This window comes from Ruegeria sp. YTSA075, assembly GCF_059610245.1.
Genome location: NZ_JBXWNG010000001.1, coordinates 541,729 through 558,917 on the forward strand (window position 1 = coordinate 541,729; position 17,189 = coordinate 558,917).

Genomic DNA, 17,189 nt, shown 5'->3' on the forward strand with positions numbered 1-17,189 from the left:
TCAGCTGGTCTCGGTTGCCGGATCAGGATCGCCTTTGCTACCTTTCAGCCATTCGCGCAGGCTCTGCATCAGGGCATAAAGCACCGGCACAAGGATCACGCCAACCAGGGTGGCCGCCAGCATGCCGCCGAACACGGCCACACCGATGGCCTTCTGGCTTGCGGCACCAGCCCCGTTGGCCGCCAGCAGCGGTACAACTCCAAGCAGGAAGGACAGCGCTGTCATCATCACGGCACGGAAACGCTGATAGGCGGCTTCGGCTGCGGCGTCCTTGATCGACAGGCCTTTGGCGCGCTGCTCCATGGCGAATTCCACGATCAGAATCCCGTTCTTCGAGGCCAGACCCACCAACATGATCATCCCGATCTGGGTATAGAGGTTGATGTCGCTGCCCACGATGGCCACGGCGGCCACCGCCCCGAAAAGGGCAACGATCACCGACAGTAGGATCGACACGGGCATCGACCAACTCTCATACTGGCCAACAAGGAACAGGTAGCCAAACAGGATCGCCAGCCCAAGGATGATGATCACCAGACTGCCCGAGGCCAATTGCTGCTGTGCCGTCCCCGTCCATTCGAAGGCATAGCCGGGGGGCAGGGCTGTGGCGGATTCCTCGGTCATCACACTGATCGCGTCGCCACTAGATAGCCCTGGGGCAGGCACCGCCGTGACTGTGGCCGAGCGGAACAGGTTATGTCGTTTCAGCAGAACCGGGCCCAATACGTTCTCAACATCGATCAACGTGCCCAGAGGCACCATCTCGCCTTGTTGAGAACGAACATAGAGGTTCGAGATATCCTCGACATTGTCCCGATAGGTCCCATCCGCCTGAATCATCACCCGATAGACCCGACCAAACAGGTTGAAATCGTTCACGTAATACGACCCCAGCTGCGCCTGCATGGTCTGGAAAATCTCAGCCACTGAAACCTGCAGGGTCTTGGCTTTTTCCCGATCCAGATCGACAAACAACTGCGGGACATTGGCGCGGAAGGTCGTGTAGGCTTGGCCGATTTCTGGCCGCTGATTTGCAGCGTAGACAAAGGACCCCACGGCCGAGGCCAGATCCTGCGGTGTGCCACCTCCGGTTTGCTGCACCTCCATCTCAACCCCGGCGGACATGCCGAGACCCTGAATGGGTGGTGGATTGAACGCCAGGACCGAAGCCGCGGATTCACCATTCGCAATGGCCAATATCTTGGCGAGAATGGCATCAGCACTCAGATCATCCGCTTGACGGTCATCCCAGTTGTCCAGGTTGACGAAAATCGCGGCACCGTTGGTGATGGTGCCGTTCAGCAGGGAAAAGCCGTTCACCAGAACCGTGCTGGCAACACCGGGTATTTCGCGTATCTGATCGTCCAGACGCGCGGTCACCGTTTCCGTCCGCTCCAGCGTGGCCGCATCCGGCAATTGAACATCAACGAACAGATAGCCGTTGTCCTCAAGTGGGATAAACCCGCTGGAGGTGTTGGACATGATCGTTCCGGTTCCCATCGCAAGTGCTACGATCACACCCAGCGCAACGACCGGCAGGATCAGCAGCTTGCGCACGATCGAGACATAGCCGTTCCTTACCGTTCCAATGAACCGTTCGAACAGGGCCAGCACACCTTTGGGAGGGCCGGAGCGGGCCCGCAGAACCAACCCGCATAACGCCGGTGACAAGGTCAGCGCGTTGATGGATGAGATCACAACAGCGGTCGAAATGGTCACCGCAAATTGCGAATACAGCTGGCCTGAGATGCCGGGCATGAAGGTCACGGGCACAAATACGGCCAACAGAACCAGTGTGGTTGCGATGACCGGACCGGTGATCTGGCCCATGGCTTTGCGTGTGGCTTCTGCAGGCGGAAGGCCCTCGTCAGCGATGATCCGTTCGACGTTTTCCACGACCACGATGGCATCATCCACCACGATCCCGATGGCCAGCACCAAAGCGAACAGCGAGATCGTGTTCAGTGACATGCCAAAAACCAGCAGGAAGGCGAAGGTGCCGATCAATGACACAGGGATGGCGACGGCCGGAATGATGGTCGCCCGCCAACTGCCGAGGAAGACAAACACCACCGAGATCACAAGGATGAAAGTCAGGATCAGGGTTGAAACTACATCGTTCAGCGAGGCTTCGACAAAGTCGGTGGTGTTAAAGGGGACGGCATATTCCACATCCGCCGGGAAAGAGCGTGATAGCCGTTCCAACTCGGCCTGAACCCGATCGGATACGGCCAGGGCGTTTGCCCCCGGTGCCTGATAGATGCCGATGACCGTTGCAGGAACCGCTTGGAAATACCCCGAGGCTGAATAGAACTGTGCGCCAAGTTCAACGCGTGCAATGTCGCGAACCCGCACGATTGAACCGGCATCGCCTGTACGGATCACAATTTCCCCGAATTCGGCGGCCGAAGTCAAACGACCCTTGGATTTGATCGTGTACTGAAAGGTTTGCCCCTCCGGCACTGGCGGTGCGCCGATCGAACCGGCAGAGACTTCGATATTCTGTTCCTGAATCGCGCTGATCACGTCACCAGGTGTGATGGACAGGGCAGCCATCTTGTCCGGGTCCATCCAGATGCGCATCGCATATTCCAGATTGGTCAGAACATCAGCTTTGCCGACCCCCTGAACCCGCGCCAGCGCATCGCGCAAGTTGATTGACGCATAGTTCGACAGAAACACACTGTCATATGTGCCATCCGGCGAGGTCAGCGTGACCAGCATCAGCATATTGGTCGAAGACTTCTGAGTGACCACGCCAGAGGAAGTGACTTCGGTGGGCAGAGAGGATGTGGCCTGCGACACCCGGTTTTGCACGTTGACCGACGCGATGTCAGGATCCGTACCGACTTCGAAGGTGACATTCAGCGAATAAGAGCCGTTGTCGGATGAGGTTGACGTCATGTAAATCATGTCGTCAACACCGTTCACCTGTGCCTCAATCGGGGCGGCAACGGTGTTTTCCACCGTTTCGGCATTTGCGCCAGTGTAGGTGGCAGTCACACTGACCACAGGTGGCGTGATATCCGGGAACTGAGCGACTGGCAGGACCATGTAGCCGATGCCGCCCATGATTGTCAGGACAAGCGAAATGACAAGCGCCAGCTTGGGCCGGCTGATGAAAAGGGCCGAGAACATGTGTTATTCTCCCGGCTGCTCTGAGGCCACAACCGCGTCAACCGCGACGCCCGGGCGAACCCTTTGCAAACCTTCGACGATCACGCTTTCGCCTTCACGCAATCCATCCAGCACGATGATCGCCGTATCGACCGTATCGCCCGTAGTGATATAGCGCTGTTCGACCATTTGTTTGTCATTGACGACCAGAACAAATTCACCGCGCTGGTCGCGTTGCAGGGCGGCCTGCGGGATCAGTACTTGTAGTGTGGGCTCCAACGCCTCGATGTGAACAGTCAAGAAAGCGCCATCAAGGATCAGACGTTTGGCATTGTCGAACTGGGCGCGCATGGTGATCGCACCGGTCAGCGGATCGATGCGGTTATCAACAAAGACGATCTCGCCTGTCTCATCCAGTTCCGTGCCGTTCGGCAGGGTCACATGGACATTCGGGCTTTTACCGCTTTCCGCAAGCGAAGCGGCGTTTTCGTTAAACTGCTCAAGGATCGAGGTGAACTGCTTTTCGTTCAGCGAGAAATTCACATAGATTGGGGCTTCGCTGACCAGATTGACCAATGCCGGGTTCGAGGGGCCAACCACATCGCCAACGCTGGTTGTCACTCGCCCGATCCGCCCGTCAAACGGGGCGTGGATTTGCGTATAGCTCAGGTCAAGTTCGGCTTGCTGGATCGCGGCATTGGCAGCTTTAACCTCTGCCTCGGCGACCAGTTCATTTGCGCGGGCCGTATCGCGTTCGGATTCGGGCGTGGCGTCGCGTTTGAACAGCTCTTCCTTACGATCAAGGTCAATCTTAGCCAGTTCCAGATTGGCCTGGGCCCGGTTCAGGTCGGCTTTGCGGGCCTCAAGCGTGGCCTGATACAGGTCGGGCTCGATTGTAAACAGCAGCTCATCCTTGGTGACAAGCGCGCCGTCTTCGACATTCTGGCTTTCCAGAAACCCGTTCACACGCGCCACGATATCGACCTTGTTGATCGCTTCGGCCCGTCCGATGAACGCCGCCTCATCTGTGATTTCTTGCGTATAAGCCGCCGCGATGGATACTTTGGGGGCTGGCGCCTCGCTTTGATCCTGGGCCAGCGCAGTATAACTGACGCCCAGACTGGCCAGGGCAGCGATGGCCAAAGCCGGACCCTGATAGCGGAGGATAGAGTTCTTCAATGCAAGGGGCATGGCGGACGCCTCGTTCAAAAGGAATTTGCGTAATGGCGCACGGCCATGGCGAGTCGATTGATGTCTGGGTCAGGATGGCTCGTTTAGAGACATATCTCAAGCGTCTTGAATCGTGCCATATGTTGGAGTGGGCCAGAAATTGTTCTGATTGCAGGCCAACTTAGATGTGCAACAGATGTAGATTTGGGTGCTGAACCTGCGGATAATCAGAGCGCAGAGAACGAAAAAGGCGAAGGTTGGAACCTTCGCCTCTGATCAGTTGTCAGACCAAAACAGCCTGCCTATCAGTCGCGCGTTCCGGCAAAGCGGGTTTGCCAGTCTTCGCGTTGCTCATCTGTGATCTTTGCGAACAATACGTCCGGAACCGTAAACGCGTGCCCGGCGGGCAGGGCGTTCAGCGCGTCATCGGCACTGTCGGGCCAGCTTGTATTCAGAGTGTTCATCGCACTCAGCATCCGTGCTGAGGCGTCTGGGATGAACGGTGCGCTGAGCACGGCATAGAGACGGATCAAGTTCAGGCCCAGACGCACCTGTGCGGCGGCCTGTTCCGGGTCTTCCTTGAAGGTCGACCACGGGGCTGCGGCTTGCAGATATTCATTGCCTGCGACCCAGATCGCGCGCAATTCCTGCGCCGATTTGCGGACCTCCATCGCTTCCATATGGGTTTCATAGGTGCGGATACGCTTGGAGATGTCTTCGATCAGCGCAGTCTCGCGTTCTCCAAAACGTCCGCCTTCAGGCACGGTTTCACCGAATTTCGAACGGCAGAACTTGGTGATCCGGCTGACGAAGTTGCCCAGGACGTCAGCAAGGTCCTTGTTCACCGATTGCTGGAAGTTCTCCCACGTGAACTCACTGTCACTGCTTTCCGGTGCGTGGCTCAGCAGCCACCAGCGCCAGTAATCGGCTGGCAGGATCTCCAGCGCTTGGTCCATAAACACGCCGCGACCCTGAGAGGTCGAGAACTGACCACCGTCATAGTTCAGATAGTTGAACGATTTCAGGTGGTCGACCATCTTCCACGGCTCGCCCGAACCCAGAATGGTGGCCGGGAAGGATAACGTGTGGAAGGGGACGTTGTCCTTGCCCATGAACTGTACGTAACGCACGTCATCCGCGCCCTTGTCAGTGCGCCACCAGCGCTGCCAATCAGCATCCGTCTTGCCATTCGCATCGGCCCATTCCTTGGCGCAAGCGATGTATTCGATCGGCGCGTCGAACCAGACGTAAAAGACCTTGCCCTCCATCCCCGGCCAGTCCTGATCGCCTTTCTTGACTGGAACGCCCCAGTCCAGATCGCGGGTGATGCCGCGGTCCTGCAGGCCGTCGCCGTCATGCAGCCATTTCTTGGCAATGGATGTCGTTAGGATTGGCCAGTCGGCCTTGCTGTCGATCCAGGCATCCAACTGATCCTTCATTGCCGATTGGCGCAGATACAGGTGCTTGGTTTCACGCACCTCCAGATCGGTCGAACCCGAAATGGCCGAGCGCGGCTCAATCAGGTCGGTCGGATCCAGCTGTTTAGTGCAGTTCTCGCACTGATCGCCGCGCGCTCGGTCGTAGCCGCAATTGGGGCAGGTGCCTTCGATATACCGGTCAGGCAGAAAGCGCCCGTCGGCATTGGAATAGACCTGTTTCTCGCTGACTTCACGGATCAGCCCCGCATCATCCAGCTTGCCTGCGAAATGCTGGGTCAGCGCCTTGTTCTGCTCGCTGGAAGACCGGCCAAAGTGATCAAAGCTCAGCCCAAAGCGCTTTGCGATATCGGCCTGCGCCGCATACATATCGGCGCAATATTCAGCCACCGGCTTGCCTGCTTTGGCGGCAGCCAGCTCAGCAGGGGTGCCGTGTTCATCGGTGGCGCACAGGAACATGACCTCATTCCCCCGGCCGCGCTGGTAACGTGCGTAAAGATCGGCAGGCAATTGCGAGCCGATCAGGTTGCCGAGGTGTTTGATCCCGTTGATGTATGGGATCGCCGAGGTAATTAGAATCCGGGCCATGTTGCGTTTCCACCTGTCTGTCTGCGCGCCCGTCTACCTTAAGTAACCGGGCAGCAAAAGCCCGGGTTTGAAACTGACGGCAAGAAACGCGCGAAGAGCAGATTTTTTCACGTGACGTAGGGGCAGGGATTGTTGCCTGTTACGGCGGCGTAATACCTATAGGATGTAATTATTGTTCACAAACACTTGAAAATCGACAGTCACTTCCCATTTTAAATGTATACTAAGGTATACAATAACGAGGGCTAAAACCATATGTTCAACTTTCTTCTCGAGGGTGCATTTGCGCCCTTCACCTTTTCGCTCGCGCTTCTGTTCGGCCTCCTGACGCTGGAACTTTTGGCCCTGGCTCTGGGTGGCAGCCTGTTGGTCGGCGAGGGTGAGTTTGATCTTGATGTGGTCGATGGCCCCGATGTGGACCTTGCTGATTTCGGTCTGGACATTGATGCGGATGTCGATCTGGGCGATTTCGAACTGGCTGAGGTCGAGGCGGAGGCACCCGGCCTCGTCTCAACAGGCCCGTTCTCATGGCTTGGCGTCGGAAAAGTACCGGTCATGATCTGGCTGGTCGTGGCGCTGGCTGGATTCGGCCTCAGTGGCTTTGGGTTGCAAATCGCCCTGCTGGAAGGGTTTGGATTTGCCTTGCCGGCAACGATTGCGGCGCTGCCTGCCGGCGCATTTGGTCTGTGGTTCGCCCGTGGTTTCGGCGGTGTCTTTGCCCGCCTTCTGCCCAAGACCGAGACCGAGGCAATGTCAGAGCGAATGCTGGCCCGTCGCCGTGGCGTGATCAGCCAGGGCACGGCGACACGTGGACGCCCGGCCGAGGTTCGGGTCATGGACCGCTTTGGCAATACCCACCATCTGCGGGCTGAACCACTGCAAGACAGCGACGCACTGGAGCAGGGCACCGAAGTGCTTGTGCTGCGCGACCGACGGCAAGACCGGTTCGTTCTGGTCGGCCTTTCGAACTAACAAATATTTAACCCCAAATCGGAGGATTTTGCATGGAACTTACTTTCCTGATCACTACAGTTGCGACCATTTTGGCGGTCGTCCTGTTTATCGGCCTGGTGCTGGGCCGACTTTACAAGCGCGCAACCCGCGAAGTCAGCCTGGTTAAAACCGGGGCAGGCGGCAAGAAGGTCATTATGGATGGTGGCGTCATCATCGTGCCCTTGTTGCACGAGGTCAGCCCGGTCAATATGAAAACCCTGCGCCTTGAAGTGCAACGCAGTGGTGAGGCTGCTTTGATCACCAAGGATCGCATGCGGGTTGATGTGGGTGTCGAGTTCTACGTCTCGGTTATGGCCACCGAAGAAGGGATCGCACGCGCGGCCCAGACCTTGGGCGACCGGACCTTTGATGTCGAACAACTGCGCGAGATGATCGAAGGTAAACTGATCGATGGTCTGCGCGCTGTGGCGGCGCAGATGACCATGGACGGGCTGCATGAAAACCGCGCCGATTTTGTACAAGAGGTGCAGAACGCAGTGTCCGAAGACCTGTTGAAAAACGGTTTGTCGCTCGAATCCGTCTCGCTGACTGCGCTGGACCAGACGCCGTTTGAGGCGCTGGATGAAAACAACGCCTTTAACGCGGTGGGTATGCGCAAGCTGGCCGAGGTGATTGCGACCTCAAAGAAAGAGCGCGCGCAGATTGATGCTGAGGCTGAGGTTGAAGTGCGCCGTGCCGCGATGGAAGCCCAGCGGCAGAAGCTGTTGATCGAAAAGGATGAAGAACAGGCGCGGATCGAGCAGACGCAAGCGGTCGAAACCCTGCGCGTGGCGCAAGAGGCCGAGATTGCGGCGCGGACCGAAGACTCGGTACGGGAAACCGAACGCGCCCGGATCGCGCGGGAAGAAGCCATCCGCTCGGCCGAGATCGAACGCGAGCGCAAGATCCGCGATGCGGAGATCGCCAAAGAGCGTGAGATCGAAGTGGCTGAACAGGAGCGCCAGATCATCATCGCGCAGAAATCCGAAGAGGAAAGCCGCGCGCGTGCATCGGCTGATCTGGCTCGGGCCGAGGCGACCAAGGCGACCGAAGCCGTGGCAACCGCACGCGAGGTGGCCGAGGCTGAGCGTCAGAAGCAGATCGTTCTGATCGAAGCCACGCGCGAGGCAGAACGTCAGGCCACCGCGATCCGTCTGTCTGCGCAGGCCGAGAAAGAGGCCGCCGCCGACCGTGCCGAAGCCCGCCGCGAAGAGGCGCAGGCCGAAGCGGATGCGCTGAACATCCGGGCCGAGGCCAAGAAGAACGACATGCTGGCCGAGGCGGAAGGTAAGCGCGCGATTGTTGAGGCTGACAATGCCTTGTCCGCTGCGCAAATCCGCATGAAGGTCGACATGGCGCGTATCGAAACCATGCCGTCGATCATCTCCGAGATGGTCAAGCCTGCGGAAAAGATCGACTCGATCAAGATCCATCAGGTTGGTGGTATCGGTGCGGGCGCGATTGGTGGGGCCGCCAACAGCGACAAGCCGGTGGTGAACCAGGCGCTCGATTCGATCATGGGCATGGCGGTGCAGATGCCCGCGCTCAAGAAATTGGGCGAAGAACTGGGTCTGTCGATGGAAAACGGAGTTGGCGGCGTGGTGAATGGTGCGCTTGAGGCAACGCCTGAGCCCGACGTGGCCGAAGACGAACCACCTGCGACCCAGCAGTGAGCGACGAAAGGGCCGGGATTATCCCGGCCCTTTTTAATCTTCGCGCGATCGTTTCAATAGTCGCCCGATGGTAAAGGATGTGCGCGGGGCATAGACGTAGTTGGTGCGCGCATCCGGTGTCGGGCGTGACCGCATGCGGGCCAGACCAAACCCGATCAGACCCAGATGGCCAACAGCCACAAAGGCAAACAAGGCGCCAGGGCCAAATTGTTCGATCAATGTTGAAGACACATAGGGCGACGCAATTGCACCCAGCGCGTACCAGAACATCAGAGCTGCAGACAGTTCGACCCGTTGTTCGGTGGTGGCAAAATCATTGGCATGGGCGGATGACAGCGAGAAGATCGGGAAGGTTGTCAGCCCAAAGAACCCGGCGGCCAGCATCACGCCCAGTGTTCCCGCCCCGCTGGCGGCCATGGTGACCCCGCAGCTGAGTACGGCGGCGGCGGAAAGCCAGATCAGAACCCAGCGTCGGTCGTATTTGTCGGCCAGCCAGCCCAACGGGTACTGGGCTAGCGCCCCGCCCAAAACGAAGGATGCGAGGAAGAACGCGATCTGATCCAAGCTCAAACCCACCTCTTGCCCATAGACCGGGCCGACCATCCGGAAGGACGCAGAGCTCAGTGCCGAAACGATGACGCCAGCAACGGCCAGCGGTGAACAGGCCCAGGCCAGTTTGGGCCTCAGGCGCGGGGCGTTTGGGGTTTGAGGCTGGCTGGCCCGCGTTAACGTCAAGGGCAGCAGCGATGCACAACACAGGATCGCCAACAGGTTATATGATACATAAGATGCAGGCGGCAAAACCGCGATGATCAACTGCGCGCTGAGCGAGGCCCCCAGATCCGCGATACGATAGGTGCCCATCGCCCGCCCGCGCGTTTCATTGGTGACCTTGGCGTTCAGCCAGGCCTCGATCACTGTGTAGCACCCGGCCACGCAGGTGCCCGAGGCAATTCGTAATGCGGCCCAGATATAGGGGTTTTCGGTCAGGGTATGCCCGATCAGACCCATCGCGCCCAGGGCCGTGCACACGGCAAAGGCGCGCGAATGTCCGACGCTGCCCATCAGGCGCGGGGCCCACCAGCAACCGATAAAGAAGCCGATGAAATGTGCCGATCCCAGCAGACCGATCTGCTCGGTCGTGAAACTCAGCGTGATGCCCGAGATCGCATCGAGTGGTCCAACACCGCCTGTCGATAGCTGCAACAGAATGACGGACAGGAAGAGGGCGGCAAAGGAAATGATCGTGCGCATAATGAGACCACGCTCTACCTGTCTCTGGTCTTTTGCGCGCGCCTAATCGACGCCTTGGTGTCGTTTTTTGCGAATTTGCAGATTAGTTCAGGCGTGTGATCTGCGCCCGGATGTCCAGGCCCACTGTGTTGTCGACCAGATCAGGATAGCCAGAGGCCCCGTATGCATGACGATCCAGCGCGCCGGTCAACTGGATCGACAGGGCGCTGAGGTCATCCGCAGCGCTTCCGGGTGCACGGTAGAGCGCTGCATCAAGGGTCACTGGCCGGGTAATGCCACGCACGGTCAGATCGCCTTTGATCGCAGCCCCATCCGAAAGGCGCCCACCCGGGCCAAGCTGGATTTTGGTCGAGGTAAAGCGAATGGTTGGATGCGCATCAGCATTCAGCACACTTTCGCCCAGCATGGGCCCGCGCGCAAAAGGCAAACGCGTTCGTGCGGCCGCTACATTCAGGATGACGTCGACCTTGCTGTTCTGCAGGCGTTTTGTATCCAGCTGAATGTTGGCAGATTGGATCGGCATGGTGCCCGATTGCGCCACCCCGGACAGATCAAAGGTGAACCCCACCGATGTGCCCTTTTGCGCAAGCGCATAGGGGATCATGACGGATTGGGCCGCCCCCAGGCTGGGCCATATGGCCAATCCAGCTACAAAACTGCGTCTGGTCATTCTGGTCATGTCGATCCCTCTCGCCTGCGCTGCTTTGTCGGATGTGGTCAGATCCGCCCTGTGTTGATGTTTGCTGCCCTGACGCTAGTACGCAGGACGTAATGATTGGTTAACACGCGAACTTGCTATCTTATTCGGCCTGAACTCAAAACAACTGCTGTCGGTGGTTTGCCTGCAACAATCGGTTTGCGCGTTTATCCGTTGGAAACAGCCAGGGCGATGGCTTTGGCCCGGCCAATCACATCTTGCGTGAGCGCTCTTCGCCGCTTCTCGCAGGTTGCAGATGCATCCTGGCGGGTGGGGCGGCCAGCGTGGCGTGCCAACTGGCCGGGGGCAGGGCGCGGGCGCGACGACGGGTCAGGGTCCAGCGGTTTGCCTCATCCCGATGTGCGGCGGCCATGTGCCAGCGCGTTTCGACCCCTTGCGCACCACCATCGCCGGGGGTCAGCAACAGGCCCAGCGGGGGCTGCCCTATATCACCCTGTTCCGCTGCCAGATGCAGCCGTCGCACCGGTGTCAGGCCCGGCGCGCCGGGCAAATCGCTGATGACCAGCGGAACGGCACGGCTGCGCAGGGCTTCTTCCATGCACCACAGCAGGTCCTCAGCCCGTTTGGGGCGGGCAAAGAGGAACCTTCCGGGGTCAGCAAAATCGACCATTCCGTGAGGGTTCAGCTGGCCCAGCTCCCATGCGGGATAAATCCACAAGACCGGTCCTTGGGTCTGCCCCGCCAGCCACATGGCGAAACTGCGCCGGGCGGGGCCGCAGGCTTCGTGCACGCGGCCCTGTTGCAGGGTGACCTCATCATGAAGTTTGACCCCCGGCGCGGCACGCGCGGGCTTGGCACCAAGAAGCTGAGCAGACATGATATGCGCATATCATGTTCTCACTTTGTTCTCAAGCTGCGAACGCGTCTAACGGGACAGGATCATCCGGCCATCGGTGAACTGGATATTGGAAAACCGGTGCAGGTAATCCATACCCAACAGCGACTGGTGCAGCTCTCCTTCGTTGATCCAGGCCGAGACATTGCGATCCGCAATCGGACCCAGTTCGAAACTGTCCAGCCGTACCGGAGCTGTCCGAACCTCTCCATTCGCCGTGATTGCACGGCCGAAATAATTCAGCTGATCAGGATTAATACCCACACGTTCCGCATCCTGCGCGCTGAGCACGATTTGGCTGGCCCCGGTATCCACAAGGAACACAATGGGTTCACCATTTACGATAACCGGCAGGTAATAGTGCCCGTCCTGGGCGCGCGGCACCTCGATCATATCGCCAGTAACAGCCATTTGCGGGGCAGGGCTGACCGAGGATTGGATATCCTCCCACAGGCCAACGACCGCAATGACACCCACGAAGATAAACACCCAGGCCATGACCTGTTGCAGGGTCTTGTTCAGGGATTGACGGTTCTGGGCGACAAACCACAGCACTATGGCCGCGCCGAGCACGACCAGATACACCAAACGCCCGATATCGTCGCCATTCATGCCGTTGCCCTTACAGTTTACTCCGCACTCTATATGGGGATTTACGACGCAAAACCAAAGGCCTTGAGGCCATCCAGAATGAACTGAACCGACAGGGCAGCCAGCAGCATGCCAAGCAGCCGGGTCAGCACATTCAGGCCCGTTTTACCCAGTATACGCGCGATCAGGCCCCCTGCCAGAAAGAACAACAGAACCACGGCCATGACAGCCAGCATCACGGCCACTGCCGCTGCAATTCCCTGAAGGCCCGGATGCTGTCCGGACAACAGAATAATCGTCGCAATCGATCCCGGCCCGGCGACCAGAGGGATGGCGAGTGGAAAGACCGACGGGTCGTTGTGTTCCTCTTCCTCAGCCCGATCCTCGCGTCGTTTGGTGCGGCGTTCGAACAGCATGTCCAGTGCGGTCAGGAACAAAAGTGCGCCACCGGCAACCTTGAACGCTTCCATCGAGATGCCGACAAAGCCCAGAACCGCCTCACCAAAGGCCGCGAAGGCAATCAGAATGCCGGTTGCGACCAGACAGGTGCGATAGGCCGTGCGCCGCCGGGCGCGCGCGTCCATATCCTGTGTCATCGCGACAAATATGGGTGCCGTGCCGAACGGGTCGATCACGACGAACAAGGTGGTGAAGGCGGTGATGAAGAAGGCGGCGTCAATCATGCGGCACTCTCCGCCTGTTCCAGTTTTTCGGCGGCGGCGACCCACAGCGCCTCGGCTTTTTGCATGGCCTCTGTCACCTCGGCGAATTTGCGGTTCCAGGTTTCCAGATCATCGATCCTGTCATCCTCGTATAAGCCTGGGTCCGCCAGTTTGGCCGAGAGTTTATCGTGCATATCCGTCAGCTTCTCGATCCGATCTTCGCATTTGCGCAGATCGGCGCGCAGGGCCAGCATGGTATCGCGTGAGGGGCGTTTGGGTTTCGCCGTCTGAGGCTTTTGCTTCACCGGCTTATCTCGGGCCAGAAGCATCGCGCGATAGGCTTCGAGGTCTTGATCAAAATGTTTGACTGTGCCGTCCGAGACCAGCCACAGCCGGTCTGCCACCAGTGACAGCAGATGCATGTCGTGGCTGACCAGAACAACCGCGCCGGAATAGGCTGTCAGCGCCTCAACCAACGCCTCGCGGCTTTCGATGTCCAGATGGTTGGTCGGCTCATCCAGGATCAGCATATGAGGGGCGTCGATGGTGGCGATCAGGAGTGACAGGCGGGCTTTCTGACCGCCCGACAAACGCCCGACTTCTGTGTCCGCTTGATCGGCATTCAGTCCAAAGCCTGCCAGCCGCGAGCGCCACTTGCCCGGAGCCTCATCCGGACGCAGACGGCGCAGATGGTCCAAGGGCGTTTCGTCCACATAAAGCTCATCAACCTGATGCTGCGCGAAATAGCCGATGCGCAGCTTGTTGGACCGGGTCATCTTGCCTGCCATCAGGGGCAGGCGGTCTGACAGCAGTTTGGAAAGTGTCGATTTACCCTGACCGTTCTTGCCCAGCAGCGCGATGCGATCATCCTGATCAATGCGCAGGTTCAAGCGGCGCAGAACCTCGGTCTCTCCATAGCCTGTGACACCGCCTTCGATCTGGATGATCGGCGGCGATAGCTCTTCGGGTTCGGGGAATGAAAACGCACGTAGGGCAGCCTCTTGCGGGGTTGAGACCAGCTGGATGCGTTCGATCATCTTCAGGCGCGATTGGGCCTGTACGGCCTTTGACGCCTTGTACCGGAAGCGATCTACAAAGCTTTGCAGATGGGCGATGCGGGCCTTTGCCTTTGTATTCTCAGATTCCGCCTGTGCCAGACGTTCCGCCCGGCGTTCCGCGAATTTGTCATAGGGCACCGCGTAGTAGGTGAGCTTGCGGTCTTCCAGATGCAGGATCGAGCCCACAGCGCGGTTCAGCAACCCGCGGTCATGGCTGATGACGATCACCGTATGCGGATACTTTGCCAGATAACTTTCCAGCCACAGCGCGCCTTCCAGATCCAGATAGTTGGTTGGCTCGTCCAAAAGCAGCAGATCGGGCTGCGAAAACAGCACCGCCGCCAAGGCAACACGCATTCGCCAACCGCCCGAGAAATCGGAACAGGGTTTCAACTGGTCTTCGTCATCAAAGCCAAGTCCCTTGAGGATCGACGCCGCCCGGGCCTCCGCCGACCAGGCATCAATATCGGCCAGACGAGTCTGGATATCGGCAATACGGGCAGGGTCCGTGGCGATTTCAGCCTCAGCCATTAGCGTGCTGCGTTCCGTGTCAGCCGCCAGAACGGTGTTGATCAGGGATACATCGGACGACGGCACTTCTTGCGCCACCCCACCAATTCGCGCCCGTTTGGGGACTGAGATAGCGCCGGATTCCAGCGCCAGCTCCCCTCGGATCAGGCGAAACAGAGTGGTCTTGCCGGTGCCATTGCGACCTACCAGACCAACCTTGTGGCCGTCGGGGATGGTTGCGCTGGCTCCTTCGAACAAGGGTCGGCCTTCAACGGCATAGGTGATGTCTTCGATCCGTAACATGACGCGCTCTTAGCAGAGCCGTGATGCCGCCGCCAGCGGCTTGGCATGTTCAAACCAAGAGCGATGTGCTAGCGCTGGTCCGGTTGGATTTTAGTTGGTTTCGACCCATGCGCGCGACCCGGACGCCCCCATCTTTGGCGACACTGATATTTGCAACAGCGCTGTCGGTGCTGTCGCTGAACATGTTCCTGCCGTCATTGGCCCGGATGGCCGAGGATTTTCAGGTTGACTATGCGTTGGTGAACCTTTCGGTGGCCGGTTATCTGGCGATTTCAGCCTGTCTGCAACTGATCCTTGGCCCTTTGTCGGACCGGTTTGGTCGTCGGCCCATTTTGCTGATCGGAACGGGTGTATTTGCAGTCGCTTCACTTGGCTGTGTGCTGGCTGAGACGATCTGGGTCTTTCTTGGTTTCCGGATGCTACAGGCCGCTGTGGTGGCAGGGCCGGTTCTGTCCAGCGCATCGATCCGCGACAGATATGCTCCGAATGAAGCCGCCAGCAAGCTTGGGTATGTGGCAATGGCCATGGCCTTGGCCCCCATGCTGGGGCCGATGCTGGGCGGAGCCTTGGACATGCTGTTCGGCTGGCGCGCGGGCTTTGTCCTATACGCGGTGTTCGGGGCAGGGGTGTTCGCCTTGCTGTGGCTGGATATGGGAGAGACGAATACCAACCGGTCTGCCACCTTCGCAGCGCAATTGCGCGAATACCCCCATCTGTTTCGTGCCCGCCGGTTCTGGGGCTATTCCCTATGCGCGGCCTTTTCGATCGGTGGCTTCTATAGCTTCATAACCGGAGCCCCCCTGGTGGCAGCCGCTTGGTTTGATCTAAGCCCCGCGATGCTGGGCCTTGGGATCGGGATCATTACAGGCGGCTTCATGGTCGGTAACTTCATCACTGGCCGTATCGCCAGGCATACCCAGCTGACGACCATGATCCTGGCAGGTCGGATCGTGGCCTCAACCGGGCCCTTCGTCGGTTTGATGCTGTTTCTGGCAGGCTGGGGATCGGTTTGGGTGTTTTTCGGCTCTGCCATTTGCGTTGGATTCGGCAACGGGCTGACCAATGCAAATGCCTCGGCCGGGGTTATGTCGGTCAGGCCAAAGCTGGCGGGCAGCGCGGCGGGGCTTTCCGGTGCAATGATCGTCGCATTGGGTTCGATCCTGACGATGATGACCGGGGGGCTTGTTAGTCCGGAAAACGGCCCCTTTCTGGTACTTGGCATGATGAGCGTCAGTAGCTTTGCGGGTCTTCTGGCCGTACTCTACGTACGCAGGCTGGACCGGATCGACCCTTTGCCCGATACGAACTGAGCTCAGGGTCATCATAACACTTTTCATGAGCCACATACCGTGTTAGGCGGCGCGCGATGGATTTCGGCGCGGGCCCCGCGCCACATTGTAAGGAGAGGCCGATATGGCACTGGAACGCACATTTTCGATCATCAAACCCGATGCAACCCGCCGCAACCTGACTGGCAAGATCAACGCCAAGTTCGAAGAAGCCGGCCTGCGCATCGTGGCGCAAAAACGCATTCACATGACCAAGGCACAAGCGGGCAAGTTCTACGAAGTGCATGCCGAACGCCCGTTCTATGACGAACTGTGCGAATTTATGTGCTCGGCGCCGGTTGTTGTTCAGGTTCTGGAAGGCGAAGGCGCCATTGCCAAGAACCGTGAAGTCATGGGCGCAACCAACCCTGCAGACGCAGCCCCCGGCACCATCCGCGCCGAGTTCGCTGAATCGGTTGGCGAAAATTCGGTCCATGGTTCGGACGCGCCGGAAACCGCTGCGGTTGAGATCGCATATTTCTTCTCGGGTATCGAACTGGTCGGCTAAGCCACTGTTTCGTGCTGATTTCGGGCCGCTCCGTTTGGGGCGGCCTTTTTCGTTCAAACCTGTTTCAGATCACTTGCGGACACGCGCACCCCGATCGCGTTTAGGTCTGAGATCAACTGGCTTTCCGCTGCGGGTTTGGCACAGGCTTTGATCGCGTCAAACCTTTGGCGCAGCTTCTTTTTCTCATCGCCTTTGCAATCGTTCCAAGGGCGGCCCTGAAGGCCCATGACCAACACATAGTACCCGATGAAATGTGCCTTGGTTCCTGCCTGCAACAACCGGGTATAGGCCTCATCCGCGCCGAGTTCACGTAGCTCCTGCGCAGAGTGTATCCCCGCACGGGCGCAAGCTTCTTCGAAGGCGGGGCCAAGATTTCTGATCGAGGACACAGGATCGGGCATGAGTTTGGTTTAAACCTCCTATCTTGAGCTGTCACCCCAACAAT

General features: G+C 58.7%; 14 protein-coding genes. 4 read left to right on the plus strand and 10 right to left on the minus strand.

Annotated elements, in window-relative coordinates; genetic code table 11:
- The 3 genes from AC2FGE_RS02755 to metG form a co-directional block, all read right to left on the minus strand.
- On the minus strand, window positions 1-3,138 hold the full coding sequence (locus AC2FGE_RS02755; RefSeq protein ID WP_496817639.1) for an efflux RND transporter permease subunit: 3,138 nt from the start codon (window positions 3,136-3,138) through the stop codon (window positions 1-3).
- Window positions 3,139-3,141: 3 nt separating this feature from the next.
- On the minus strand, window positions 3,142-4,308 hold the full coding sequence (locus AC2FGE_RS02760; RefSeq protein ID WP_496817640.1) for an efflux RND transporter periplasmic adaptor subunit: 1,167 nt from the start codon (window positions 4,306-4,308) through the stop codon (window positions 3,142-3,144).
- Between the two features lie 284 nt (window positions 4,309-4,592).
- Window positions 4,593-6,311 carry a methionine--tRNA ligase gene (metG, locus tag AC2FGE_RS02765; protein ID WP_496817641.1) on the minus strand — a complete coding sequence of 573 codons (1,719 nt, stop codon included), beginning with the start codon at window positions 6,309-6,311 and terminating at the stop codon, window positions 4,593-4,595.
- A gap of 255 nt (window positions 6,312-6,566) precedes the next feature.
- Here metG and AC2FGE_RS02770 point away from each other — a divergent pair, with 255 nt between their 5' ends.
- Window positions 6,567-7,283: an OB-fold-containig protein gene (locus AC2FGE_RS02770; RefSeq protein WP_496817643.1), complete on the plus strand. Its 717-nt coding sequence runs from the start codon at window positions 6,567-6,569 to the stop codon at window positions 7,281-7,283.
- A 32-nt stretch (window positions 7,284-7,315) separates the two neighbouring features.
- Window positions 7,316-8,977 carry a flotillin family protein gene (locus tag AC2FGE_RS02775; RefSeq protein WP_496817644.1) on the plus strand — a complete coding sequence of 554 codons (1,662 nt, stop codon included), beginning with the start codon at window positions 7,316-7,318 and terminating at the stop codon, window positions 8,975-8,977.
- Between the two features lie 33 nt (window positions 8,978-9,010).
- Here AC2FGE_RS02775 and AC2FGE_RS02780 read toward each other — a convergent pair whose 3' ends face one another.
- From AC2FGE_RS02780 to AC2FGE_RS02805, 6 genes are all read right to left on the minus strand, one after another.
- Window positions 9,011-10,231, minus strand: a complete 1,221-nt coding sequence (locus AC2FGE_RS02780) for an MFS transporter (RefSeq protein WP_496817645.1) — start codon at window positions 10,229-10,231, stop codon at window positions 9,011-9,013.
- 82 nt (window positions 10,232-10,313) lie between these two features.
- Entirely contained in the window at window positions 10,314-10,910 is a 597-nt protein-coding gene (locus tag AC2FGE_RS02785) for a YceI family protein (protein ID WP_496817646.1), read from the minus strand.
- Between the two features lie 229 nt (window positions 10,911-11,139).
- Window positions 11,140-11,766 (minus strand): ImuA family protein, encoded by a 627-nt coding sequence (locus AC2FGE_RS02790; protein ID WP_496817647.1) that lies wholly within the window; start codon window positions 11,764-11,766, stop codon window positions 11,140-11,142.
- A gap of 48 nt (window positions 11,767-11,814) precedes the next feature.
- Window positions 11,815-12,396 (minus strand): retropepsin-like aspartic protease family protein, encoded by a 582-nt coding sequence (locus tag AC2FGE_RS02795; protein ID WP_496817648.1) that lies wholly within the window; start codon window positions 12,394-12,396, stop codon window positions 11,815-11,817.
- A 41-nt stretch (window positions 12,397-12,437) separates the two neighbouring features.
- A complete protein-coding gene (locus tag AC2FGE_RS02800; RefSeq protein WP_170530189.1) occupies window positions 12,438-13,058 on the minus strand; it encodes a MarC family protein in 621 nt (206 codons plus the stop codon).
- Complete coding sequence (locus tag AC2FGE_RS02805; protein ID WP_496817649.1) at window positions 13,055-14,908, minus strand: ABC-F family ATP-binding cassette domain-containing protein; 1,854 nt, start codon at window positions 14,906-14,908, stop codon at window positions 13,055-13,057. The genes AC2FGE_RS02800 and AC2FGE_RS02805 overlap by 4 nt, the downstream gene beginning before the upstream one ends.
- Window positions 14,909-15,015: 107 nt before the next feature.
- On the opposite strand from AC2FGE_RS02805, the gene AC2FGE_RS02810 reads away from it, so the two are divergent.
- Window positions 15,016-16,218 carry a multidrug effflux MFS transporter gene (locus AC2FGE_RS02810; protein ID WP_496817650.1) on the plus strand — a complete coding sequence of 401 codons (1,203 nt, stop codon included), beginning with the start codon at window positions 15,016-15,018 and terminating at the stop codon, window positions 16,216-16,218.
- Window positions 16,219-16,321: 103 nt separating this feature from the next.
- Window positions 16,322-16,744, plus strand: coding sequence for a nucleoside-diphosphate kinase (ndk, locus tag AC2FGE_RS02815; protein WP_171207639.1), 423 nt, complete (start codon window positions 16,322-16,324; stop codon window positions 16,742-16,744).
- Window positions 16,745-16,797: 53 nt separating this feature from the next.
- On the opposite strand, the gene AC2FGE_RS02820 is transcribed toward ndk, so the two are convergent.
- The gene (locus AC2FGE_RS02820; RefSeq protein WP_496817651.1) at window positions 16,798-17,145 is read right to left on the minus strand and encodes a TfoX/Sxy family protein; all 348 of its coding nucleotides are present in this window, start codon (window positions 17,143-17,145) and stop codon (window positions 16,798-16,800) included.
- Window positions 17,146-17,189: the final 44 nt, after the last annotated feature.

What these genes read in the sequence shown, in the direction of transcription:
- AC2FGE_RS02775 (WP_496817644.1), top strand. Translation starts at nt 7,316, where the DNA reads ATGGAACTTACTTTCCTGATCACTACAGTTGCGACCATTTTGGCGGTC.
- AC2FGE_RS02770 (WP_496817643.1), top strand. Translation starts at nt 6,567, where the DNA reads ATGTTCAACTTTCTTCTCGAGGGTGCATTTGCGCCCTTCACCTTTTCG.
- AC2FGE_RS02800 (WP_170530189.1), bottom strand. Translation starts at nt 13,058, where the DNA reads ATGATTGACGCCGCCTTCTTCATCACCGCCTTCACCACCTTGTTCGTC.
- metG (WP_496817641.1), bottom strand. Translation starts at nt 6,311, where the DNA reads ATGGCCCGGATTCTAATTACCTCGGCGATCCCATACATCAACGGGATC.
- AC2FGE_RS02805 (WP_496817649.1), bottom strand. Translation starts at nt 14,908, where the DNA reads ATGTTACGGATCGAAGACATCACCTATGCCGTTGAAGGCCGACCCTTG.
- AC2FGE_RS02790 (WP_496817647.1), bottom strand. Translation starts at nt 11,766, where the DNA reads ATGTCTGCTCAGCTTCTTGGTGCCAAGCCCGCGCGTGCCGCGCCGGGG.
- AC2FGE_RS02755 (WP_496817639.1), bottom strand. Translation starts at nt 3,138, where the DNA reads ATGTTCTCGGCCCTTTTCATCAGCCGGCCCAAGCTGGCGCTTGTCATT.
- AC2FGE_RS02760 (WP_496817640.1), bottom strand. Translation starts at nt 4,308, where the DNA reads ATGCCCCTTGCATTGAAGAACTCTATCCTCCGCTATCAGGGTCCGGCT.
- AC2FGE_RS02780 (WP_496817645.1), bottom strand. Translation starts at nt 10,231, where the DNA reads ATGCGCACGATCATTTCCTTTGCCGCCCTCTTCCTGTCCGTCATTCTG.
- AC2FGE_RS02785 (WP_496817646.1), bottom strand. Translation starts at nt 10,910, where the DNA reads ATGACCAGAATGACCAGACGCAGTTTTGTAGCTGGATTGGCCATATGG.
- AC2FGE_RS02820 (WP_496817651.1), bottom strand. Translation starts at nt 17,145, where the DNA reads ATGCCCGATCCTGTGTCCTCGATCAGAAATCTTGGCCCCGCCTTCGAA.
- AC2FGE_RS02795 (WP_496817648.1), bottom strand. Translation starts at nt 12,396, where the DNA reads ATGAATGGCGACGATATCGGGCGTTTGGTGTATCTGGTCGTGCTCGGC.
- AC2FGE_RS02810 (WP_496817650.1), top strand. Translation starts at nt 15,016, where the DNA reads ATGCGCGCGACCCGGACGCCCCCATCTTTGGCGACACTGATATTTGCA.
- ndk (WP_171207639.1), top strand. Translation starts at nt 16,322, where the DNA reads ATGGCACTGGAACGCACATTTTCGATCATCAAACCCGATGCAACCCGC.